The 22,180-nt window shown below is 41.5% G+C and carries 22 protein-coding genes and 1 pseudogene; 4 read left to right on the top strand and 19 right to left on the bottom strand.

Features of this window, described 5'->3' with window-relative positions; translation table 11 throughout:
* Position 1 precedes the first annotated feature (1 nt).
* Positions 2–1,300 (bottom strand): ABC transporter substrate-binding protein, encoded by a 1,299-nt coding sequence (locus tag G589_RS0115765; RefSeq protein WP_026522811.1) that lies wholly within the window; start codon positions 1,298–1,300, stop codon positions 2–4.
* Between the two features lie 2 nt (positions 1,301–1,302).
* Entirely contained in the window at positions 1,303–3,888 is a 2,586-nt protein-coding gene (locus G589_RS21420; RefSeq protein ID WP_051192471.1) for an ATP-binding protein, read from the bottom strand.
* 151 nt (positions 3,889–4,039) lie between these two features.
* Between G589_RS21420 and G589_RS20310 the strand changes: the two are divergent.
* Positions 4,040–5,356, top strand: a pseudogene (locus G589_RS20310) (heavy metal translocating P-type ATPase); the annotation flags it as partial.
* A 71-nt stretch (positions 5,357–5,427) separates the two neighbouring features.
* On the opposite strand, the gene G589_RS0115750 reads toward G589_RS20310, so the two are convergent.
* The gene (locus G589_RS0115750; RefSeq protein ID WP_026522810.1) at positions 5,428–5,652 is read right to left on the bottom strand and encodes a hypothetical protein; all 225 of its coding nucleotides are present in this window, start codon (positions 5,650–5,652) and stop codon (positions 5,428–5,430) included.
* A gap of 216 nt (positions 5,653–5,868) precedes the next feature.
* Between G589_RS0115750 and G589_RS0115745 the strand changes: the two genes are divergently transcribed.
* The 3 genes from G589_RS0115745 to G589_RS21410 all read left to right on the top strand — a co-directional run bounded on the left by G589_RS0115745 (position 5,869) and on the right by G589_RS21410 (position 10,002).
* A complete protein-coding gene (locus tag G589_RS0115745; RefSeq protein ID WP_026522809.1) occupies positions 5,869–6,567 on the top strand; it encodes a zinc-ribbon domain-containing protein in 699 nt (232 codons plus the stop codon).
* Between the two features lie 234 nt (positions 6,568–6,801).
* Positions 6,802–8,535 (top strand): response regulator, encoded by a 1,734-nt coding sequence (locus G589_RS21415; protein ID WP_081669091.1) that lies wholly within the window; start codon positions 6,802–6,804, stop codon positions 8,533–8,535.
* Positions 8,536–8,568: 33 nt separating this feature from the next.
* Positions 8,569–10,002 (top strand): GGDEF domain-containing protein, encoded by a 1,434-nt coding sequence (locus tag G589_RS21410; RefSeq protein ID WP_026522808.1) that lies wholly within the window; start codon positions 8,569–8,571, stop codon positions 10,000–10,002.
* Between the two features lie 43 nt (positions 10,003–10,045).
* Here the strand turns inward: G589_RS21410 and G589_RS20295 are convergent, their stop codons facing one another.
* The 16 genes from G589_RS20295 to G589_RS0115650 form a co-directional block, all read right to left on the bottom strand.
* On the bottom strand, positions 10,046–10,519 hold the full coding sequence (locus tag G589_RS20295; protein WP_051192467.1) for a DUF4256 domain-containing protein: 474 nt from the start codon (positions 10,517–10,519) through the stop codon (positions 10,046–10,048).
* Positions 10,520–10,551: 32 nt separating this feature from the next.
* On the bottom strand, positions 10,552–12,672 hold the full coding sequence (locus tag G589_RS20290; protein ID WP_051192465.1) for a DEAD/DEAH box helicase: 2,121 nt from the start codon (positions 12,670–12,672) through the stop codon (positions 10,552–10,554).
* A 42-nt stretch (positions 12,673–12,714) separates the two neighbouring features.
* Positions 12,715–13,338: an L-2-amino-thiazoline-4-carboxylic acid hydrolase gene (locus G589_RS0115720; RefSeq protein WP_196811899.1), complete on the bottom strand. Its 624-nt coding sequence runs from the start codon at positions 13,336–13,338 to the stop codon at positions 12,715–12,717.
* A gap of 19 nt (positions 13,339–13,357) precedes the next feature.
* Positions 13,358–13,735, bottom strand: a complete 378-nt coding sequence (locus G589_RS20285; RefSeq protein ID WP_026522806.1) for a hypothetical protein — start codon at positions 13,733–13,735, stop codon at positions 13,358–13,360.
* 13 nt (positions 13,736–13,748) lie between these two features.
* Complete coding sequence (locus G589_RS21405) at positions 13,749–14,186, bottom strand: GNAT family N-acetyltransferase (RefSeq protein WP_051192464.1); 438 nt, start codon at positions 14,184–14,186, stop codon at positions 13,749–13,751.
* Positions 14,187–14,196: 10 nt separating this feature from the next.
* Complete coding sequence (locus G589_RS0115705) at positions 14,197–14,652, bottom strand: GNAT family N-acetyltransferase (RefSeq protein WP_035776346.1); 456 nt, start codon at positions 14,650–14,652, stop codon at positions 14,197–14,199.
* Positions 14,653–14,677: 25 nt separating this feature from the next.
* On the bottom strand, positions 14,678–15,109 hold the full coding sequence (locus G589_RS0115700) for a helix-turn-helix domain-containing protein (RefSeq protein ID WP_026522804.1): 432 nt from the start codon (positions 15,107–15,109) through the stop codon (positions 14,678–14,680).
* Positions 15,106–16,182, bottom strand: a complete 1,077-nt coding sequence (locus tag G589_RS0115695; protein WP_026522803.1) for an acyltransferase family protein — start codon at positions 16,180–16,182, stop codon at positions 15,106–15,108. Before G589_RS0115695 ends, G589_RS0115700 begins: the two co-directional genes overlap by 4 nt.
* Positions 16,183–16,636: 454 nt before the next feature.
* A complete protein-coding gene (locus G589_RS0115685; protein WP_155832565.1) occupies positions 16,637–17,305 on the bottom strand; it encodes a hypothetical protein in 669 nt (222 codons plus the stop codon).
* 298 nt (positions 17,306–17,603) lie between these two features.
* Positions 17,604–18,368, bottom strand: coding sequence for a hypothetical protein (locus G589_RS0115680; protein ID WP_026511902.1), 765 nt, complete (start codon positions 18,366–18,368; stop codon positions 17,604–17,606).
* Between the two features lie 50 nt (positions 18,369–18,418).
* Positions 18,419–18,760, bottom strand: coding sequence for a hypothetical protein (locus G589_RS0115675; RefSeq protein ID WP_026522801.1), 342 nt, complete (start codon positions 18,758–18,760; stop codon positions 18,419–18,421).
* 35 nt (positions 18,761–18,795) lie between these two features.
* A complete protein-coding gene (locus tag G589_RS0115670; protein ID WP_026522800.1) occupies positions 18,796–19,236 on the bottom strand; it encodes a GNAT family N-acetyltransferase in 441 nt (146 codons plus the stop codon).
* Between the two features lie 42 nt (positions 19,237–19,278).
* Positions 19,279–19,668, bottom strand: coding sequence for an Imm6 family immunity protein (locus G589_RS21400; protein ID WP_051192458.1), 390 nt, complete (start codon positions 19,666–19,668; stop codon positions 19,279–19,281).
* Between the two features lie 142 nt (positions 19,669–19,810).
* A complete protein-coding gene (locus G589_RS0115660) occupies positions 19,811–20,629 on the bottom strand; it encodes a hypothetical protein (RefSeq protein WP_026522799.1) in 819 nt (272 codons plus the stop codon).
* Positions 20,630–20,727: 98 nt separating this feature from the next.
* Positions 20,728–21,381: a hypothetical protein gene (locus G589_RS0115655; RefSeq protein WP_026522798.1), complete on the bottom strand. Its 654-nt coding sequence runs from the start codon at positions 21,379–21,381 to the stop codon at positions 20,728–20,730.
* A 207-nt stretch (positions 21,382–21,588) separates the two neighbouring features.
* A complete protein-coding gene (locus tag G589_RS0115650; RefSeq protein ID WP_026522797.1) occupies positions 21,589–22,098 on the bottom strand; it encodes a YcxB family protein in 510 nt (169 codons plus the stop codon).
* Positions 22,099–22,180: the final 82 nt, after the last annotated feature.

Below are 22,180 nucleotides of genomic sequence, written 5' to 3'. Positions count from 1 at the left end.
TCTATTCTTCCGGAATATTTCCGTATGAAGCAATAGCTTCATCGACTGTCATTTTGCCGTTTCCGATAGCATATATAGCAGCTCTGAACTGTCTTACTGCAGGATCCAAAAGACCTGTTTCCTTGTCACTAAAGCTCCGTTTATCCGGTACATCTGCCAGCGCCGAATAACGTTCGTCAGATGAGAAGTCATCGGTTGGTGTGATCAGTCGCTTTAATCCGGCCATGTTATTAAGCTCTTTTTTGGTGATCAAAAAGCGCATGAATTCATTGGCCATATCGAGATTCCCGCTGTTTTTGTTGACTGAGAAGCAAATACTGATCGAATTGATGAAATATCCGCCGTCGTCACCTGCAGGTACGGTAAAGAATCTGTATTTAAAGGGATTGGCGGTAAAAGCATCCGACTTACTCTCTCTCTTGGCTGTTCCTGATACTACATCGCCTGTAGCAAACATCATTGGAACATCGCCCTCAAAGAATCTCATGATAACCTGATCATATTCGTCTGTGATCTCTTCCTGGCATTTTGCGATATCTATGGCGTCAGATTTAATAAATTCATCAAGCCTCTCAAGTGCCGGACGCATCAGCTCTCCTGATCCCGGCTCAAAATTATTGAGAGCATCTACCTTATCACTGTTCTGTATTACATTGTAGGCAAACATAGGATATGCAAAGCAGTTAAACAGACCGGATCCGCTGAATTTGTCTGCTCCCATCATGGGGGACTCATATCCTGCGCTCCTTAGCTTCTCGCAGACGCTCACAAGCTCTTTATAATTTGTCGGAACCTTTAAACCCTCTTTTTCAAAGATATCCATATTTACGAGCATTCCGTAGGACGTGGTAAATATCGGGAGCATGAGAACATCGCCGGAATCCGTGGTACGTATCAGTGAATCCCTGATGCAGGAATAGTCGATATCAAGCGAAGAATCTGACAAAACTTCGCAGGCTTCAAACATGGCATCATACTTCTCATTTCCGATCATTGCACTGTTGGTCGTAAAGATATCCGGTGGCTCGCTGCCTACAAGAGCACTGGAGATTACGTTATGGTAGTCGTCCATTGTCACATACTGCAGGCTTGCGTTGGGATAATATTCGTAGAAACGCTCAAACTCTGCTTCCAGCGACTCGAAGTTACCGTAACTTCCGGCAACAGTCAGGGAGAATTCGGTATCTTTGTCATATTTTGGGACAAAGGCCTTATCCGCACTCTTTCCACTGCCACAGCCCGGTAAAAGAAGCATAACAGCGATGCTCAAAGCAAGTACCATCCTAAAGTTCTTTTTCATGATCATTCCTCCTTTTCATTTAGAGGCTCCAGGTCATTCGCCAGTTGCCTGTATCTGGAAAGTAGTTCTTCAAGTTCTTTATCCAGCGTATCTAAATCACCGCTTTTTCCGGCTTCTTCAAGCCTTGCGGCGAATTCGCCCAGCTCCAGCGCGCCTATTGAGCGTGATGCACTCTTAAGCGCATGAACCTTTATGGTTGTGTTCTTTATATCTTTCTCAGCCCAGTATTTTTCAATCTCTTCGGCCTTCTTTTGGGCGCTGCCCGAGTACATCTTAAGAGTTTCGATATAATCCTCGGCATCGCCACAATATGAAAGACCTGAGTCTAAATCCAGCTCCCCAAGGCTGTTTAGGAAGTCCGGAAGTTCCTGATCGGGCGCTGTATTGTTATCGGAAACAACTGTTACCTTGTCCTTCGGAAGATATTGCAGTAACGTCATTTCCAGTCGCTCTGCGTCAATTGGCTTGGTGAGATAGTCATCAAATCCGGCATTGGTGTACATCTCGCGCATTCCCGATATCGCATTGGCGGTAAGACAGATTATCGGCGTTTCTCTATTTGAAGTGTCAGCTATGCCCTTCATCTCCTTAAGGGTCTCAATGCCGTCTTTTTCAGGCATCATATGATCCAGGAAGATAACATCATAGTGATTTTGGGTGAAAAGAGCTATTCCTTCATCGCCGCTTCCTGCCGTATCTATCTGCAATTCGGTGCGCTTTAGCAGATTTACAAATACAGTGAGATTGATGGCAGTATCATCAACTACGAGTACCCTTGCATCAGGCGCTGTGAATTTCTCGCGGTAATTTGCCCGCTCGTTGAGTGAACGTCTGAAGGCTTCCTCGAAATCGCCGATGGGATCCCATTTAACGACCTTCTGCTCAAGTTCAAAAGAAAATACCGAGCCCTTACCATATTCGCTCTCAACCTCAAGATGACTGCCCATCATGTCAAGGAATCTCTGGGTGATGGCCATACCAAGACCTGTACCTTCGATATGCCTGTTCTTCTTTTCTTCTATACGTTCAAAAGCAACGAAAAGCTTGTCAATGTCTTCCGGTTTTATTCCAATACCGGTATCTGCAACGCTCACTCTAAGCATGACGCGATCCGGCTTATTCTCAGGCTTATGAGCATGTACCGAGAAGGTAACGGATCCTTCCTTGGTATACTTCACGGCGTTTGAGAGAATGTTTGTGATAACCTGCTTTATCCTGATCTCATCGCCGCAAAGAGTCGTTGGAATATTCCTGTCTATATCCAGGTCAAAAGCAAGGCCTTTTTCTTCTGCTTTCTGTTGCACCATATTCACAAGATCATTGAGAAGTGAAGCAACACTGTAATCTACGTTTATGATCTCCATCTTTCCCGCTTCTATCTTGGAGAAATCCAGAATATCGTTGATGATGCCAAGAAGCGTACTTCCCGCAGATCTTATGCTCTCTGAATACATTCTGATACTGTCATCTTTTGAATCCCTGAGTACCATCTCATTTAAGCCGAGTATCGCATTCATAGGCGTACGGATGTCATGAGACATGGTGGACAGGAAGTAGGACTTGGCCTCATTTGCCTGATTTGCCTGCTGCGCAGCCTCTGATAGCTTGCGATTATAGGTCATCATTACAGTCGAATTGAATATCAAAAGAACTATGAATCCAAGGGACGCTATTCCCAGGAGCAGCCAGTCTATGGACCTGCTTGCCACAAGGTCTTTTGCCGGGATATAGGCCAGTAAGAACCATGTCGTCATAGTCTCAAGGGGCGTGTAAGACAGCACACAGTCCTCTCCCTTATAGTTCTTGATGGTCATAGTGCCTGTTCCGCCGGCTATTTCGTTTATTACATTCTCATATTCCTCTGACGAGGTCGTATTATATGACTTGAAGTATTCAAAGAAATTGCTGTTTTTAAAGGATTTACCGTGGACAACGTAATTACCTTCCTTGTCTACGATACTTATTTCGACATTTTCATATTCGCCTTTTAAAAAGACAAGCTTCTGTTCAAGACGGCTGAGCGGAACAACTCGCATCAGCAGCCCATCCTTCTGCATTCCGCTTTCTTTATCAAGCAAAGTCACATGGTTTAAGAACGCGATGGACTGTACACCGTTCATGGGATTTGTATAGGCCCTTGTAAGGTGAACAACTTCGCCTGAGCTGCTCTCGCTGTCGATATTGTCAAAGATATTTATGTTTTTGTAGGAAACTGTATAGTCATCGGGGTCAGATACTTTGGCTGTTGTGGAGATGCCTGTCCTCTCAGGGCTGTCAAGAAAGACCAGATGAGCCACAACCTCAGGCAAGATCCTGGTTTTCCCGACAAAGGATATGGCTTCCTCTGCTGTCATCGGGGTACCGGCTTCTGCTGAACGATTGATATAGTTGGCCCATATATCACAAAGGTGTTGTTCATCTTCAAGGTAGTTGGCGATGATCTGATTGGTGGTCACGGTCATCTTTTCAAAGGCGATGATGCCATTTTTATTGCTCTCTTGCGCCCTTGTATTCGCATACCTGATGATGAAGAACAGAATGAACCCCATTATGAGAAGATTTATTGTTATTATCAGGCTTCTTTTCAACCTCTGCCCTCCGGGTTACAGCAAAGATAGTTACTTATTACTATTAATTATATCATTTTTACGACAACGAAATTCCTAAATAACAATAAACAATTACAAAAAGAGCTCTGAACAATTTCTGCTCAGAGCCCTTAATTATTCACAAAAACATAAAGTCGAAGGATCCCTGGTATATGCCGGAACGGTTATTGATGAAGGTGAGCTTGTCATTACTGTACAGAAAGCCCAGGGTAAGGGACGGTATGACAGGATCGTGGCCATGATAGAGGAATCGGAGAAGCTCAAATCTGAGTCGGAAGCAAAGGCTGCACATCTTGCAGACAAGCTTGTTCCGTATACTTTCGGTGCTACTCTCCTCACCTGGCTGATCACAAGAAATGCCACCAAGGCAACTTCCATACTAATGGTTGATTTCTGTTGTGCGCTTAAGCTTGCAATGCCGATTTCAGTACTCTCTGCCATGAGGGAAGCAGGAAATCGCAAGATTTCCGTAAAGGACGGTAAGTTCCTTGAGGCCGTAGCTGAAGCAGATACGATTGTTTTTGATAAAACCGGAACTTTGACACATGCTACCCCGAAGGTAGCTAGGGTTGTCACTTTTGGTGGCCATGACGAGAACGAAATGCTGCGCCTTGCAGCGTGTCTTGAAGAGCACTACCCTCATTCCATCGCCAACGCTGTTGTCAAAGCTGCAGAGGAAAAAGGCCTTGTCCATGAAGAGAAACATACCAAAGCAACCTATATTGTTGCGCATGGAATATCAAGCACCATAGACAATCAAAAAGTGTGCATTGGCAGTCATCATTATATTTTTGAAGATGAGAAATGTACTGTTCCGGATGGTGAAGATGAGCTTTTTGATTCTCTTCCACCTGAGTATTCGCATCTTTACATGGCTATAGGCGAAGTACTTGCTGCAGTTATACTTATTGAGGATCCGCAGAGAGATGATGCACCTTCAGTAATAAGAAGATTAAAAGAAACCGGTTTTGAAAATGTTGTTATGATGACCGGAGACAGCGAAAGAACTGCCAGATCTGTTGCAGAAAAGGCAGGCGTAACAAGATATTTCTCTGAAGTTCTTCCGGAAGATAAGGCAAACTTCATAAGGAAAGAACATGAAGCCGGCAGAAAAGTCATTATGATCGGCGATGGAATCAATGACTCCCCTGCTCTTTCCGAAGCAGATGCAGGAATAGCAGTCAGCACCGGAGCGTCCATTGCAAGGGAAATCGCTGATATAACCATATCTTCAGATGATCTTGGAGCTCTTTTAACACTAAGAAGTCTCAGCACTAAGCTGATTCGAAGGATCAATCTGAACTACAATTCCATAATCGGGTTTAACTCATTCCTGATAATCATGGGAATGCTGGGAATCTTTACTCCCACAACCACTGCATTTCTTCACAATGCATCAACTATTGCTCTCAGCATGAAGAGCATGACGAATCTGCTTGATGAATGAGTTAAAATTCATCAAGGTCAGACATGTAAAACTCTGACCAGCTGTACTGTTTCATAAAATCGCCCATATACTTATATTTTGAGGATAATTCCCTCAAGTCCCAGGCGAGTAAATGTATTCTGCAGATCCTGTTGCGCAGCTGTATCAAGCTCTGCCCTGGCGCGCTCCTCTTCTGTCATTGAATCATAAACAGCCATAACTTCTTTTGTCATTCCATCAAACGCCGGATCATCTTTCAAAAAGGACTTTGCAGCCAGGGATTTATTCTTTTGTCGCTTTTTTCCTTTATTTGCCATATATACATTATAACAGAGAGTTTTTCTTGCTTCTATGGCCGCCAGTATACTGCAGAGTGTTTTGATGTTCTTCTTCAGTATCGTTAACTAATACTTCTCATCAATGGTCATATATTGTATTATAAAGTTAGAAACGCAGTGAGTATTTATGCACATTTTGGTTGGAGGGGTTATTAATATGTGCAGTACTAAATTACCTAATAAGGAGGATGAAAAATGTATTGTAGTAAATGTGGGGCAGAAGTAAAAGAAACAGCGGAATTTTGCTATAAATGCGGATGTTCGCTAAAAGATGAAAGACCTGAAGAATCTTCCAAAAGAATGATATCATTTCAACAGGCAGAATCACAAAAATCCAACGGTACGTTGCATCTTGAAATCGCAACGCCCAATTTAAGTAATATTAATATAACAGAAAGATCTCTTTTTCTTATAATTATTCTTTTTTCAAATGCTCTTGTAACCGCTAGTTTTCTCTTTGATACCGTAGAAGGAAGTGTACTGGGGCTGTCAGTTTCAAATGGTTCATTTGGTATGTTTAAGATGATTAATAAAATGGGTTCATATGGGATTTCAACTGGTGGACTTAAATTTTTAGCTTTTCTTTCTATTATTTTTTATATTATTTCAGCGCTATATCTATTAAATGCATTTCTAATGGTGAGAAACAAAGAGTTTAGCAAAGTAGCACCTTCTGTTAAGATATCTACTATAACCGGATTAATTCCAATATTGGTTCAAGGATTAATTATTCTTGTTTGTAACTTTGCGCTCAAGGTTAGTTTCTTTGACGAAAGCCCTTTTAGTTATACATTCTATGGCTGGCTTGTCATTATTGCTGCAATTTCAAACCTGTCATATAGCATAAAACGATTCATAGCAGCTTTGGCAAAAGATGGTATTATATCCCACTAATGAAATTGCAGTCTTTTTTGTTGTGATATTAAATTTATTGGTAAGAAAACCAGGGTTAATTGATTTTAAGCAAATTAGTCCTGGTTTTTTGAATAAGATGATATAAAAAGCATATCTAATTATTGTTATTAAAAAGAAATTGCCAGAAAGGCGGCAAATAACTGGACTTTTGTTATGCTTAAATAGAAGCAATTAAATAGACGTGCTACGTTGTATCCATGTTATAATCTTTTTATGGAAAACAATAAATCCCGCGTGCTTATCGTCGATGATATGCGCATAAACAGAATAGTGCTGGCATCTATACTGGCGACACATGGAATCACCTCTGATCAGGCCGAAAGCGGCATAGAATGTATCGATCTGTGCAAGGCAAATGACTACGACCTGGTCCTGTTAGACCATCGCATGCCCGAGCTTGACGGAGTAGATACTCTTGTCAGGCTAAAAGAGATGTTTAAAGAGCGCGGAAAAGATGTTCCTATAATCTGTCACACAACAGAGGAAGGCCGAAGCAATGTAAATCTCTACAAAGCTGCCGGGTTTGCCGATGTTTTGATAAAGCCCGTTGATCCAAGGGAACTCTACGAAGCCATCATGATGTACCTTGGGGATGAAGAGCATTCCTCTGACACGGAAGAAGATACTTCTTACGACTCCGGCTTATCTGATGCTGAGATTGTAAGCGGCGAAAGGTCCGGAGATTATGAAATTGATGTCAAAAAAGAAATAGAAAAGCTGCCTGTTTGGCTCAAGATCATTCCACAGCTTGATCTGGGCGTAGGTGTTACGAACTGTGGCGACTATGAGGATTATCTGGACGCCCTATATATCTTTTACTCTTCTGTGGATGAAAAAGCTGATGAGCTGGGATTCTTTCTTGAGTACGAAGACTGGACCATGTATGCCTTAAGAGTCCACTCTTTAAAGAGCATGGCAAGACTTGTTGGTGCCAAGAAACTTGGAAAAACCGCAGCAATGCTGGAAGCAGCTGCCAGAGAAGAAAACTACAGCCTCATAAAAAGAGAAACAGGCGACTTTCTAAAGGCCTACAGAGAATTTAAGAATTCCCTCTCTCCTATTGAAAATGAGGAGATATTTGCCAATAAAGCAAAAGAGTCTGAGCAGATATCACCTGTTATTTCTAAAGAAAACAACCCCTTCCACCGCCCTTCTATTCTATATATCCAGAGCGGCGAGGGAATCGTCAAAAAAGGTATCGTAAATAATCTTACTGAGGCTAAGTTTAATGTCATTACAATACCTGATGAGCCCGACAGGATCATAACCGGCAGAAATGAAGCTGACATTGTGATCTACAATCCCGGGTCCAATGACGCATCCAATATCAGCATAACTATGAATCTTCTGGGAGAAATATGTCAGGATGATTCCAAGATACTGTGCCTTACAGGTGAACTTACCGACATCAACAAGGCTATGGCGTCAAATGGCTCACACAGAGTCTCAAGGACCTATCCAAGGCCGGTTGATATCGGGACTTTTGTAAATGATATGGTCTTTTATACCGAGCTGGAAACTGATTTCCACAGAAAAAAGACCATCTTTGTAGTTGATGATGATCCTGCGTATCTGTCAGTTATCCATCACTGGCTGAGCTCTCTTTATAACGTGCAGTGCTTTAACAGCGGAAGCGAGATGCTATCGGGGCTCTCCACGGTTACTCCCGACCTGTTATTGCTTGATCTGGAGATGCCCAAAATGGATGGCTTTGACCTTATGAAGATCATCCGCACAGATTATACTGATCCCAGAATCCCTATAATACTCCTTACAGGCAATAGCAATAAGGATATCGTATTCCACGTTCTTGAGTACAAACCGGATGGATATCTTCTGAAAACCTCACCCAAGGAAAATATCCTTGACGTGATACGCAGGTTTTTTGCTGAGTCTATGTTTAAGCTGGCCCATGAGGGTAAGGCTGTTAATGACGAGAATACATAAGAATCAGGCATATTTATGGTCGCAGGAGGGAATATGCAAACAGATTTAATCATAAAAGAAAACGAATTGATCGATCCGGCGATCTATCCTGAAGATCAGCGCGGTCTGGTTGAGGATTTTAATGCGCGTATCAAGCGCTTGACAGGTATTATTACCGGAATTGGAAAAGAGTATCATACAATCTGGGTCATCAATTCCAAAACAATGGACATGGATCTGTACCGCTCCACCGGAGAGAATACAAATCGCTCTGCTGTGGCACTCGGATTTCAATTTGACAATTACGACCGCTTTATTGAGGAATACGTTGACCGTTTCGTGGTAACCAACATTGAGAGCATCCAGCGTGATGTGAAGATGGACTACGTACTTTCCAGGATCAAAGACGGAGATCTGTTTACGCTTGATTATATGCGTCTGGCTGATGACGGAAATATGTCCTATCATCAGATGGCATTTGCACTGGCCGGACAGCCGGGTGAAACGGATAATTTCATCCTGGCTTTCAGGGACATTGATAAAACCATTCGTAAGCATATTGCAGATAAGCGCTATTTAAGAGAACAGTTGGATATCGTGGAAACCTTAAGCCGCGATTACTACAATATCTTCAAAATAAATCCCAAGACCGGTGATGTGGTGATCCTGAAGCTGGACGGCTATGTTACCAAAGGTATGGAAGGTGCCGGAGAAAAGGTATATTCCTACGATGTACTCTATAAACAGTATGTAAAGGACCGTGTGTATTCTGAGGATCAGGAGTGGATGTATAATGCCATCTCTCTTGAGACGATTAAAAGCAAGCTAAAAGATAATTCGGAGTATGTGTCCAGTTACCGAGTTATGGATAAAGGCGAGGTACACTATTATCAGTTTACGTATATTCTCATCAATGCCAATGTTCCCAACAGCGATTTACTTGCCGGTTTCAAAAATGTAGATGACATTGTGGCTTCAGCTAAAGAGCGACAGAATCTTGAGATTCTTGCCAGCACCGATTTAATGACCGGTATTTTAAACAGGGGAAGCGGCGAGCGTAAAGTGATCGACGCTATGGCTAACAATAAGGCAGGAATGCTCTGCATTCTGGATATTGACAAGTTTAAAGAATTCAATGATAAACTGGGCCATAATGTCGGTGATAAGGTGCTTCGAGGAATCGCTGATGTTTTAAAGATCACCTTTAGGGATGAGGATATCATCTTCCGCTTGGGTGGTGACGAATATGCTGCATATGTTATGAATTTGAATGATGAAGAGGCCGGAAAAGTCGTATTGGAGCGTCTTTTTAGTGAGATTGCCAAAATGGATTTTCCTGAACTCGAAGAGAGAAAAGTCTGTGTCAGCGCCGGTGCTGCGTTCTACAAAGGAGGCGTGAAACAATCCTTCGAAGAACTCTATAAACTGGCGGACAGCGGCGTATATGAGAGTAAAAAGATAGATGGAAGTGCAGTGACTTTCCGCTAAGATAAGCAAAGAATAATCCAGGCAATGCCTGGATTATTCTTTTTTATATAAGCGTATAGCCTCTGAACCCGCGCACGGAATAGTACGAATCCGCCCCGTTATGGAATGTGAAAACCGTACCGTAACGTCGTTCGCAGAACAATGCACCGCCCTTGTCGCGAATATCATCCGGCGTAGTGATCCAACTTGACGTTTTCAAATCAAATTCCCCGAGACTTTGCAGTCGGCGATAGAGTTCCTCCGTCATGATCAAAACGCCGATTTCTTTTGCTTTCCATTCGGCGCTGCCTGACGGCGGGTTTTTAGCACGCCCCTGTAATGCCTTTTCGTCATAGCACAGGCTTCTGCGCCCAGAAGGGGACTCCTTTGCGCAGTCGCAGAAAATTGGCTTTCCCGTCTTTTCGTCATAGCCGATGGTATCCGGTTCTCCTCCGCTCTCCTCCATCCTTCTCAAAACATCCATGGAGCCCGGATGCTCAAGCAAACGTTTCTCCACGTCAAGCCAACTCAGTTCCATATGAAGATTCTTATTATCCTGAAACCTCGCTTTTAATACTTCTTGCTTTCTTTTTCAATCACATCGCTGATCCATTCCTTGTCCATAAGGTTGTCGAAAGCACCTGCCAGTACTGATTCGCCTGCATAATTGTCGAATTCGTTCTGCTTCTGTTCAAGCACCAGCATCATTTCTTCGTCTATGGTTTCCGGGCAAAGAAGATGGTACACCGTCACGTTCCTGACCTGGCCCATTCGGTAAACCCTGGAGAGTGCCTGGCTTGTAAGGGACGGCTTTATCTGCGGCTCACAGAATATCACCATGCTGGCAGCCTGTATGTTAAGACCCACTCCTCCTGCTATTATCTGGCAGAGCAGGATGCTTCCATCTTTTGCCTCGCCAAATCTGTCGACTATATCCTGCCTATGAGCTACGGGTGTATCTCCACTTATAACGCCTATGCACTTATCGCCAAGGATCGTGGCCACTTTGGATATGGTATCTCTAAAGAAGGAATACACAACGACTTTTCTTCCCTCCGCCTTTGCCTCATTGCACAGCTCAAGGAGCCTGCAGGTTTTAGCGGAAGTTTTTATGTCTTCCTGAAGAAAGCCCACGCGGCGCATATCCTGGAAATTCCTGTTCATGACAGCCGCAGTATACGCTTTTTGGTCGTCAAAAGACATTTCGCACCATTCCTGTTTCTCGTCGATAGGAGGCAGCTCTTTTAACACCTGAGTCCTTGTCCTTCGCAGATAAACAGGAGATAGCGCCTCTCTGAATTCCGGAACATGGCTAAGGTGCGCCATTCCTCGAACCTCCTTGGTCATGTCAGGCCTTACAAAATCTATCAGATTGCACATTTCATCGACACGATTCTCCAGAGGTGTCCCGGTCATCATAAGAATGCGCTTGGATTCATTATCAAGGCGCCTGATGTACATGGTCCTCTTGGCATCGGGGTTCTTGATGTAATGCGCCTCATCAATTACCAGCATCTCGAGAGTCATGTGATTGTCGATACGATTCACTATTTTCCCCATGGATTCGTAGTTGGTGATGGCGGCTCCCCCATGATCTCTCCACCTGTCAAATGCATCATCTAAAGTCTGGCCATGCAGAATGTACGCATCAATGTTGCTGAACTTCGATAGCTCTTTTGACCAGTTGACAAGGACACTGGCCGGGCAGACCACCAGAAAATGACATAATCCATCCGTGGTTTCTTGAATATGAGCCATGGCAGCTATCGCCTGAATGGTCTTACCAAGGCCCATCTCATCGCCGAGGAGGACCTTGCTTTGATGCAATATATACTTTGCGCCGAATTCCTGATATACACGCAGGTTCCCTCGAAAGGTCTTTTGCGAAAGTTGTATGCTACTTATTTCTTCGGCCAGCTGCCCGGGTATGCTGTCGTAGATAAACGGCCTGTTACCACTGCTACTTCCAAGCTTCTCCAGCAGGGCATAGAAATCCGCGCTGTTTAGCGTAAAAGCCTGCACTGCATCTTCGCTAAGCGAATTGATGGCGCAGTGATACCTGTCAATAAGGCCAAGGAGCTTTTCAAAGAAAGCGCTGTTGCAGAATTCGTATATCTCCGAAACCATATTAATGGTGCGGGTTTTTTTATCGTTTCCGGAAAAGAGCCATCCAAAGCCGCCAAGTATTATACCTGAGGATGCGACTTTCGCGGCATACAGATCAAGGTTTTTGGCCGGCTCCTGAGCATCTCTGCGCACATCTTCACTCTTTAGATAGCGGTACATCTCAGTAATCAGCTCAGGGTCATTTGCATCAAGCACGATGGAAACCCTTGATGAGAGGCTGTTTGCAAATTCAGTGATAATATGCCTTATGGCCTCTATCTGCTTATCGCCGATGCCTTCTATGTTCCGGATGTCGTAATCAGTAGCTTTTGCGATCTTCCCAAGGTCGGTATATCCGGCCTCCTGAAGGGCTGCCACGCGTATACCAACCTTGGCATTCTTAAGCTCCTCAACGGAAAATTCGCCAAGAGATTCTCTGGCTTTTTCGGATGCCATCCTTTTGCAAATGGCTTTAATGCGGCTTTCCTGCGAGTCTTTCTCTGCATAGATGCTCTTAAACGCATCGTTGGTGTCATTTATCGCCTTTATTAGTTTTTTCAGATCCTTAAAGTCAGGTTTCTTCATGGCTTCATACCTTTATCGGCTGTGTCTTGAGACAATTGTACGTCAAACTGAAAGTTTTTTTCTTCTGAACTTATAATCGCACATAGTCCCGCCGTTCCCTATCTGCTGTGAATATAAAAAATCCGCACGGGGCAGATCACTGTATAAAATATCATCAACCTTGCAGAATATCGCAGTCATCTCAGGCATACCATATTTTTCGAATATCTGATGGAAAATGCACTTATGCGTTATCATAGAAAACTCATCCCTACCGCACTTCGGGAACTCAACATCCCATCCATATCCAAGTGTATTCCTAAACTTCATTGGCATAGTAAGCTTGAGAAAACGCACAAACCAGCCATTGTTCGCCAGCTTTTTCATAGACTTGATCTGCGGTTCTATGAACTTATACATAGCATCGGCTGTATACTGTTCAGCCTCTTTTCTCGGCATGCCCTTACTTTCAAGCACTTGAACGATAGCAAGGGATGTAAGAAGATTACACAAAAACCCGTAGTTCTTGGAATCTGTATATTGAGAGTTCTCGAAGAGAAGGACATTCATCTTATCTATCAAAAGAGCCCGGTCCTCCTCGTCCCATTCTTTATACAGGTCTCTGAAACGACTTCGAGGGATCATTTTCCTTGGTATATATTTCTTGTTCATAATCTCACTTTTCATTTTTAGGAATTCGTCCATATTATTGCTTCAGGTAATCAATTATCCCCTGGATGATCTCCGGGTTCGGATATCCTTTACCGTCTTTGCCTTTCATACCGTATAGCATCGCATAGGCAAAGTTATCCGCCATACATTCCTCCGGATCAGTTACATAACCGGTATTTGTTCCAAAGACCTCATCAAAGTTTGATGCCTGTTCGCTGGTATAATAAATATCCGTTCCGTCAACAGGAACTAGAGCCGTAGCATCGTTGGACATAAAGCCTGATTGTGCCTCGGCATAACTCTTTGTTGTGATACAGGCCGTATAACAATCAATCAGTTCTCCGTCTATCAGAAATGTTGCGTAGGAGTTGTGGTGCTCCACATCAGGGTTACTGATATATCTCTCAAGCACACACGGAGGTAGTTCATCGCTCAATCCCTAATATGTGAGATTTCATTTTGAAACCATACTTTTCATACAAATGAATCGTCTTGTTACCATCAACCACTTTTACTTCGATATGTCTGACATTATTTTGGTCAAACATTAGCATAGCCCAGTCCATGAGTTCTTTACCAAACCCTTTTCCTCGGAATTCTTCCTTCACCACCAAATAGTCCAGTTTACCGATTCCTCCTATAATATCTACTTTGCAGAAGCCGATAATCCGGTCTTCAATTTCAGTGACTGCAATATAGGATTTTTTCTCTCGTAATGCAGCCTCAAATGATTCCAGGGTCTTTTCATATGAATTTAAAGGATAAAATCCTTTGAAATTCACAGAAGTTGTATTGTGATAGTCTGATAACTCACGAATACAATCGTACAGTTTGCTTACCTCGTTCGGTGTTATTTCTCTCATACTATTCCTCCTACAGATTCGTCAGTACCATACATTCTGTAGAATCAGTAAAGCCCATACTTTCATAGAGTGGTCTTCCCATTGCGGTTGCATCAAGACTGATCTCTGTTGCACCTTTTTCCCATGTTTTCTCGATCAGCATTTCAACCATTTTTCGCGCTATTCCCTGACGATGGTATTCACTTCTTGTGTAGACATTCATAAGATGGGCTCTTTTTCCTGTAGGGTGCGCAAAGGTTGGCATTATCCTGATAAAACTCATGGATGCACAACCAATAACTTTATCTCCGTCGCTAGCCAGAACAGTCATCTGATCTCCATTTAAAAAGTAATCACGACTTTCATTTATCACTTCATCTGAATGTTCATAATTTTCTGGTAGGTTGTTCACTACCGTAAGCATCTCAAGGCGAATACTCATCAGACAGTCTATATCATCTTTTGTAGCAATTCTTATATCAATCATTTTCATCTTCTCCTCTTGTTCATAGTCACTCCATACTTCCTTTTGCACTGTTGATAAGTCCCAGGAGACCTTTTTCTTTTATAAGGGCAATACCCTGGAATTCATCTCCGAGAACTATCAGATTGTCGCCTGTTCTTATATCGAAGATCTTTCTTGCTTTGGCAGGAATGACGATCTGACCCTTATCTCCTACTTTGACCAATCCAAAGATATGTTTTCCTTTTGGTGGTATGCCATATCCCAGGTTCTCTGAATCAGTCTTTTCATATGAGATAAGATCGTCCATGGTTACACCGAAGATGTCCGCCAGCTGCTTACACCTCTCTATATCCGGAAGCGACTCTCCGGTCTCATATTTTGAAAGCGTCTGCCTGGATACGCCTATTTTCTCGGCGATGTCTTCCTGCGACAGATTGTTAAGCTTTCTTAATTCAATAAGGTTATCAGCAAAACTCATTCTTTCTTCTCCTTTTTTATTCCCAGAACACACCACCTTATGAAAGGTATACGGCTCATGATTTCATACAGAAGGTAGGAGCCTGCGAATGCTGCTATTGCAACCAACAGGTATACGATGACAGGAGCAAGGGACGGACATAATGTATGCAGATACCATCCGCTGACAGCGATCATCAGATAATGGAATACATAGAGGCCCCATGATTTTCGGCACATCCACCTTGAGAAGGCATTCTCAAAATTGCCCCATTTTTTCATGAAGGCAAGTATACCGAGTGTTCCAAACCATGCGTATACATTGCACATGATTGTATCCAGAACCACGTGATCCGGATAAGGCTGACCTATATATAAAATCACGAAGGCTACGCAGGATGCGAGGGCAAGAATGCTTAATAACAGCCAGCTTTCGCCAAGTCGATCCATCACTTCGTCATGGGACAGTACAAAGTAGCCGATCAAAAAGCCCAGTCCGTAAATACCGAATCTGTATACCACTATTATCGGTGTGTTAAGTATCTGCGCTGCTCCGTATACGGGTATGACAAGAAGTATAAGTGTCAAAAGATTTGCTTTGCCACAGATATTATAGAATCTGTCTTTTTCAATCCTTCTGATCAGTACCAGTATCAGGCTGAAGAGCCAAAGCATCTGAATGTACCACAGCGGACCTGATCCGCTGACTGCCATTATCAGGAAAAGGATTGGCCCCGGTACGTTGTTCATGGAATTAAAAGCACCGGACATCAGCATGTTGTAATAGCCAAGAACCCAGCCGAAAACCAGAAGGCCGATTGTTGATGGCACAAGATACTTTCTTGTCCTTACTCTGATGAATTCCTTCTCTGTTCGCTTAACCAGTTCATAGCGGGCTGACATGCCGGATACCACAAACAGAAGTAACATGAACCAGGGATATACAATGTACTGATACGTATCCTGGGGCTGGTGCTCACTGAAGGGACCGATGATTCCATGTTGTATTACACCGTTGAATATGTAGATTACATGATAGATGACAACCAGCACTACTGTTATCCAGCGAATATTATCCAAATATGCCTTTCTCATATTTCTACCACCTTTGCTAAATATTTTAACATTTTTTTAATCATAAAAAAGTAAGCTCCGCCTGTCTACCAAGCGAAGCTTACAAATTTTTCTATTTTTTGTTAAATTTGGTTGCGAGCGATTAGTTATATAAAAGCTTCTGTTAAATTCATGTTAGTTCCGCCTTTTCCCGTAAAGCACGCTGTTCTTCATTGTTTTCTCCGTTCTTATCAGAAAACAAAAAACGAGGCGATGAGTTACCTCTGTTGCAAAGCTCCGTGGCAAGTTTATCTAAATCCTCTAAGCCAAAGCTATTGTATTCAGCTTCTGATATCTCAAAATACCTGTCGTACCACGAAATCCATGGAACCACGCATGCCATAACGTATTTGTTTATGCTCGGTAGATATCCTACTCGATACAGCTTTTCGCTGCGGATCTTTTCATTTTGTAATATCATAATATTCTTTCATATTTAATCCATCAGATCGCTGACCTTTACCACTCCACCGGAGATACTACAGCTCCAGTAATCATCCTTAACAGTATTAAAATCAGCTGTGTCACTGCGATCAAAAGTATAATATCTATCGTCATCAACCGGATATGCTACGATAGTATATCTTTTTCCATCTGTTGCTATATCCTTGCAACAAAGCTCCATACGCTTATTCATGTCAGAATTACTGGTTAATTCCCTCTCTGGAATGATGAAGCGAATGTATACTCTTATATTTGGATTTGCTTCATATAGATCATCCAATGTGCTATTGGCATCAAGGTCACTCGAAAGATATCGAATTGTTGGATAAACCTTATACTCAGCAAAAAACTTATCAAAGTATTTAGAGATATACTCAGCTTCATCATACTGTAATAGGTAGGATGCATACTCATCCTTCAGAACGTCCTCACGATAAGATACAGCAATCTTTTCATTGGACGCCATTTGGCTAGTCCGGTATCTGTACTGTGAAGTTTCCTCGTCATTGTCTATATATTCGAATCTTTCCCCATACTTTTTCGCCATCTGGCGGGCCACATGACCTTGACTTGGAGCGATAAAACCGCATCCCGCCAACAAGGAAATACAAACGGCCAATATTCCGGCCCCTGTAGCCTTTTTCATGATCATTTCAATCATCGTTTACATGCCATTCCTTTTGTATCTGTAATTCCGTTTTTATACATATATTCTAATTCTCCTCCGTGGCAATTTATCTTCCGATATATCTTACTATCATATATTTCTACAATTACGAACTCAGGCAAGACTTTTTATCCAATCCCCTATGGGCCCCAAAATGCAGAAGATGATCTGATCATTCGTTGCTACAAAATTTCTTCGCATTTATCCTGCATATCCTGCGTGATCTTGTCAAAAGCTGCGGCTCTGGGTGCAAGGTACCCTCCGAGAGATATACCTATGATCGTCACATCCTTCAATTTGAAATAGTCAATGCAAATATCACTGACCAGGATACTATAATGATACCTAAAACCAACTTGATGCCCACTTCCGGCCTGAGGTCATAGAATTCCATTTTGCCAAATCCAATCAGAGACATCAGGACTCCAATTATGATCATGATCAATGGTAGCAGCGTCGCAAACAAAAGAAGGAAAATAGCTGCTGCGAAAAAAGCATCTACTCGTAAGCAATCACTGATCATTGAGCTATTCAAAAATCCCACTAGCAAAAAAATGCCTACGAATAGAAAAATAATACCGGCAATGCGAAACAAAAATCCCTCTTCCCAGCTTAAGCGTTTGTGATTCCATATTCCCGGGAGATATGCAAAACCGTGATCTCTCAGATAATGTTCAATGATGGAAAGGAGTTTGTCCTCATCAAATCCAATATTCGCCCAATCCTTATGATCGATTCTTTTTCTCCAAGGCAAATTCTTCGGTGTAGAGAGTGAAAAAACAGCTCTGGTCTCCGTGGACAATGGCGGCTTATAAGTATCTTTGACAAGCAAGGTTTCACCGCCGCAAAACGTTTTGTCTCTGCTAAGTATATATGTCACATAAAAGGAACCGGTGTCCCTGTTGTCAGTTTCTTCCGAGATTTGCTGCGTTTTCCACCTGGCAACAATTTTATTTTTTTGAACAGTTACAACAAAGGGATATTCATCCGAGTTTAGATCCCTTTGTATTAAAGCTTTAAAATCATTAAATTCTTTTCTATTAATCCTTTTCTTCATGTTTTACTTAGTCCATTATCCTGTAATTTAATCGCTCTACAAATTTGAATTTATTGTATAAAATACCTTTTCACCCATTTGTGATGAAGAAATACCATAATCAGAATAGGAATAATCGTGCCTATACATAACGGAATCACGGAGTATATGCTGTCTCCTCCAATAAACGCAGAACAAATCCACGAGCCAATAATACAAATGCCATAAATGATCCACATTACGCCATGTTTCTTATTCCATGAATTGACATCTGATAATTGATCTACTTTCGGGGGTTTTTCTCCTGTATAAAAACCAACAGGTTCCTTACTCTTTAGCTGACTAACTCCAATTCCAAGCATTATCATTGCAACTATACAGAAAATCACACCAGAAATAATTGTTCCAGCCATCTTTTTTCCTCCGTTATCCTGGAATATATTCCGATTTATATATCAAACCTATAGACTTTCACTTTTCGTTTACCCTCCGCATACATTTCATTATCTTCTGGAATATTTGCTGTCTCAATAAATATACCGCCTACATGCTCGCAAGTTTTGTAAGAAGCTACATTAGCCGGATCACATGTAATAATCAAATAATCCAAGCCATGTTTCTTCGCCTGTTGAAACAGAAGTTTACATGCCTTGGCGGCATAATGGTGCCCGCGATAAGGTTCATCAATTCCATAGCCGATGTTGCCGCCAATATATGTTTTGTCATTGTGTCCTATCCTTAAATCGCATTTTCCAATCGTGGTTCCATCCACTAAACAAATATCCAAATAATAAGCTGGGAGCCACCTCTTCTCAGGTTGTTCCTCACATGTTTTAGTTAGTTTTAAAAATATTTCATCTGTCTTTAAATCTTCTACACCAAAAAACATATTTTATCCCTTCAAATTCATCTTTCTCGGTTATCCTGAAATTTACTGTTTCATACATTTCTCATAACCAGCTATCAATCTTGAATAGGTGTCTTCATCAACCAATTCAATCGGCTCGGGAAAATAATCTGCACCTTGTTCTTCATAAATCTTACGGCATATATACGCTACCGCATCAATAATGCAATTCCATACTTCAATCACACACTCATCTTTTTCAGATTCCTGATACAGTGTCAAACTACATTCTTCATCATCTAAAAGATCATACAACTTTTGAGATACATCCGTTTTATCATTCAGCCATTTCCGGGTTAAATCCATAGCTTTTTCGACATAGCAAACTGCGTCCTCATCACCTATCTGTTTCTTTATATTTTCGATTATTCTAAGACAATGATGTATTTTTTGTAATTCAATTTGATCAGCCATGCGTCTTAATTCCCTTTTATGAAACATTCCTTTAGTAAGTTATGCTGAAATATAACTATTCCAACAAATTTGAATTTATCTTTCAATAACATAGTACGTCAAATCACGTTCTTCTCCGAGATACTCAAATTTAGCAAAGCTTTTACCACAATTTCATTAGCTGCTTTTTCATTTCACACATCATTGGTATCATCCTGCCGATAGCCCATATGTAAAGGGTAGATTTGTTATTATGTACATGATAGCTCTTCCAGCCCGAAGCCACGTTATACAAAGGATGAATCGCGGCACAGCCGGGAACAGTCAGCTCTACATGTTGTTTGTCATAGTTAATCTTGGCGCCATCATAGACAAGCATTATTTCTGACAAAATAGCAGCCAGCCCCATGAAAAGGTCATACATCTCTTCCTCATTATCGGGAGTTATCTCTGCTTCCCTTTTATCCCACAGCACTTCATCAATACGTTTCAGCTTATCCTCTGCGGATTCAATTGAAAGAATATGATAGATAGCATCATACTTTTCTACCAACTCTTTTCTATGCTCTTTAAAATACTTCTTTCTTTCAGGTGTTTCAAAAGGATCCTCCTGGACAGGACCCTTGTCCGTTAGCATCTCTTCCAGGATTGCAGGGGCCTTTTCCTTTAAAAATGAAGCAAAGAATTCTATTACTTTTACGAACTCCTCGTCTGTTTCAGCCTCCCAGTTTCTCTTGTTCTTATACTCAGGTAAAACCTTACCGATTTCCACAATATCATGCCCTCTGGCAGATGTGTAGATCATCAGCATGTAATCTTTTTGAACCCAGCTTTCCTGCTGAATAGATATGCACTGCTCTACGCTTCCAACGGTTCTTGAGAAAGTCCATATGACACCAAATAATTTACGCTTGTAAGTAAAGCCCATATCCTTTACGGCCTGGCCTATAACATCTTTTATTACTTTATTCCTATTTAGCATAATCGTATTTCTTTTCCTTGAACATAAACATCTGGACTATTATCCTGGAATATAACCATTCCTTCAAACTTAAAGTTATAACAATTGAAAAACGGTTACTATAAAATGAACAGTAACGTAATGATAGGTAATGCTTTCCTATAATCTTTGTTTGTAAAAATATATGCTGTTCCAAATAGAAAACCAGCCACTGCAGAAAAAATCCCAACAAGCACACTACCTTTAGTCAATATGTGAAACAATCCCCATATCAGTCCAAGAACAATTCCCCCATAAGGAATCTTATCGTTATTAAACCATTTCTCAAATGCCTTCTGACCATAGACAATAACAAGAGAAATAAGGAATCCTTCTGCCAGATAATAAATATATTGGAATATGAACAAGATCGGTTCCTTAGAATTCCATTCAATAAGGACTTTAAAACCATTCCAATCCAGATACTTCGCAATGATATTTACTACGAAGCACACCAAGAGTGCTACGTATTGCCATCTCTTTAATTTTTCACGGCGCTCCCAGATATCGAAGTTTGTCGTTTTCTTTCCGATATAGATTACTATAATTCCGGCAATGACCCACAATACTGTAGTTATTACCCAATGAATTATGTTTTGCGATGCACTGTAGTTACTTACATCAACCCCCATCTTCCCTTCAACGAACTGACTCAGCAATTCTATAGCAAAAGCCGCACATGCATACAGCGCACACCATAAGAAATCAAAGCCAGTTACTTTCTTTTCACCCATAAAAAAGTTTTCCTCCCAAAACATATTAAATGCAACTTCTCAATGATACTATTTCCATGCAAAGAAAAAAAGAGGCCCTTACAAAATCGTAGTAAAGACTCTCTTCTCTTCATTTCACTTTTATTATAGAAAATAACTTCCAATTTTCCGCTCTAAGTCCATAGAAGGTGGAGCGTTATACTGAAAGATAAAGCTTTTCTTTATGTCTTAAAGCTTTTTTTTCTTATTGCAGTTTATCTCAGTCTTTTTATTCTCCAGGAAAGCTATCAGCTCAGACGAGCAGTTTTCTTTTGGAACTATCATCATCTGTCTCGCTGAAGGCTTAAGGAAAAAGAAGTTTTTGTCCTCGACAATCCTGTAGATAGCGCTGTAATTTGATCTGGCGCTAACCTTTGGAGATGTCCACTCGAAATCTTCTTCATTGAAGGTGTAGTGCACATTTAAATTTCCCAGGGCTTTATTGGTCTTTACCTGTCTGCGAACACTGAAATCAATTACAAAAGCATAGACAACTATTAGAATAATTGAGGCACTTGCACCTGCGAAAATATCGCTGGCATTATTCTTCATTATGCCGGATATGATTAATTTGCCCGGCATAGCTATGTAAATAAGGAGAAATAACCACCAGTATTCCTTTAGCATAATAATCAGCCTAGCTCTTGTCGCCTTCTTTAACCCCTTATAATCACAAAAAAAATCTGCTTCATATGGCATTTATGTTTTCCTCCAAACAATACTTTTTTCTTATGCTATTGCACAAAATCACAGAGAATTATATAACTTACCAGCACGGATA

Origin of the sequence: Butyrivibrio sp. VCB2001 (assembly GCF_000423965.1) — a bacterium.
Lineage (GTDB): Bacteria > Bacillota > Clostridia > Lachnospirales > Lachnospiraceae > Butyrivibrio.
This window is presented reverse-complemented; position numbering and strand designations above follow the sequence as displayed.

What these genes read in the sequence shown, in the direction of transcription:
- G589_RS0115655 (WP_026522798.1), bottom strand. Translation starts at nt 21,381, where the DNA reads ATGGGTGAAAAGAAAGTAACTGGCTTTGATTTCTTATGGTGTGCGCTG.
- G589_RS0115720 (WP_196811899.1), bottom strand. Translation starts at nt 13,338, where the DNA reads ATGAAAAGTGAGATTATGAACAAGAAATATATACCAAGGAAAATGATC.
- G589_RS0115745 (WP_026522809.1), top strand. Translation starts at nt 5,869, where the DNA reads ATGTATTGTAGTAAATGTGGGGCAGAAGTAAAAGAAACAGCGGAATTT.
- G589_RS21415 (WP_081669091.1), top strand. Translation starts at nt 6,802, where the DNA reads ATGGAAAACAATAAATCCCGCGTGCTTATCGTCGATGATATGCGCATA.
- G589_RS0115695 (WP_026522803.1), bottom strand. Translation starts at nt 16,182, where the DNA reads ATGAGAAAGGCATATTTGGATAATATTCGCTGGATAACAGTAGTGCTG.
- G589_RS0115675 (WP_026522801.1), bottom strand. Translation starts at nt 18,760, where the DNA reads ATGGCTGGAACAATTATTTCTGGTGTGATTTTCTGTATAGTTGCAATG.
- G589_RS0115650 (WP_026522797.1), bottom strand. Translation starts at nt 22,098, where the DNA reads ATGCCATATGAAGCAGATTTTTTTTGTGATTATAAGGGGTTAAAGAAG.
- G589_RS0115670 (WP_026522800.1), bottom strand. Translation starts at nt 19,236, where the DNA reads ATGTTTTTTGGTGTAGAAGATTTAAAGACAGATGAAATATTTTTAAAA.
- G589_RS21410 (WP_026522808.1), top strand. Translation starts at nt 8,569, where the DNA reads ATGCAAACAGATTTAATCATAAAAGAAAACGAATTGATCGATCCGGCG.
- G589_RS21400 (WP_051192458.1), bottom strand. Translation starts at nt 19,668, where the DNA reads ATGGCTGATCAAATTGAATTACAAAAAATACATCATTGTCTTAGAATA.
- G589_RS0115705 (WP_035776346.1), bottom strand. Translation starts at nt 14,652, where the DNA reads ATGATTGATATAAGAATTGCTACAAAAGATGATATAGACTGTCTGATG.
- G589_RS20290 (WP_051192465.1), bottom strand. Translation starts at nt 12,672, where the DNA reads ATGAAGAAACCTGACTTTAAGGATCTGAAAAAACTAATAAAGGCGATA.
- G589_RS0115750 (WP_026522810.1), bottom strand. Translation starts at nt 5,652, where the DNA reads ATGGCAAATAAAGGAAAAAAGCGACAAAAGAATAAATCCCTGGCTGCA.
- G589_RS0115660 (WP_026522799.1), bottom strand. Translation starts at nt 20,629, where the DNA reads ATGCTAAATAGGAATAAAGTAATAAAAGATGTTATAGGCCAGGCCGTA.
- G589_RS21405 (WP_051192464.1), bottom strand. Translation starts at nt 14,186, where the DNA reads ATGAGAGAAATAACACCGAACGAGGTAAGCAAACTGTACGATTGTATT.
- G589_RS0115700 (WP_026522804.1), bottom strand. Translation starts at nt 15,109, where the DNA reads ATGAGTTTTGCTGATAACCTTATTGAATTAAGAAAGCTTAACAATCTG.
- G589_RS0115765 (WP_026522811.1), bottom strand. Translation starts at nt 1,300, where the DNA reads ATGAAAAAGAACTTTAGGATGGTACTTGCTTTGAGCATCGCTGTTATG.
- G589_RS20295 (WP_051192467.1), bottom strand. Translation starts at nt 10,519, where the DNA reads ATGGAACTGAGTTGGCTTGACGTGGAGAAACGTTTGCTTGAGCATCCG.
- G589_RS0115680 (WP_026511902.1), bottom strand. Translation starts at nt 18,368, where the DNA reads ATGAAGAAAAGGATTAATAGAAAAGAATTTAATGATTTTAAAGCTTTA.
- G589_RS0115685 (WP_155832565.1), bottom strand. Translation starts at nt 17,305, where the DNA reads ATGATTGAAATGATCATGAAAAAGGCTACAGGGGCCGGAATATTGGCC.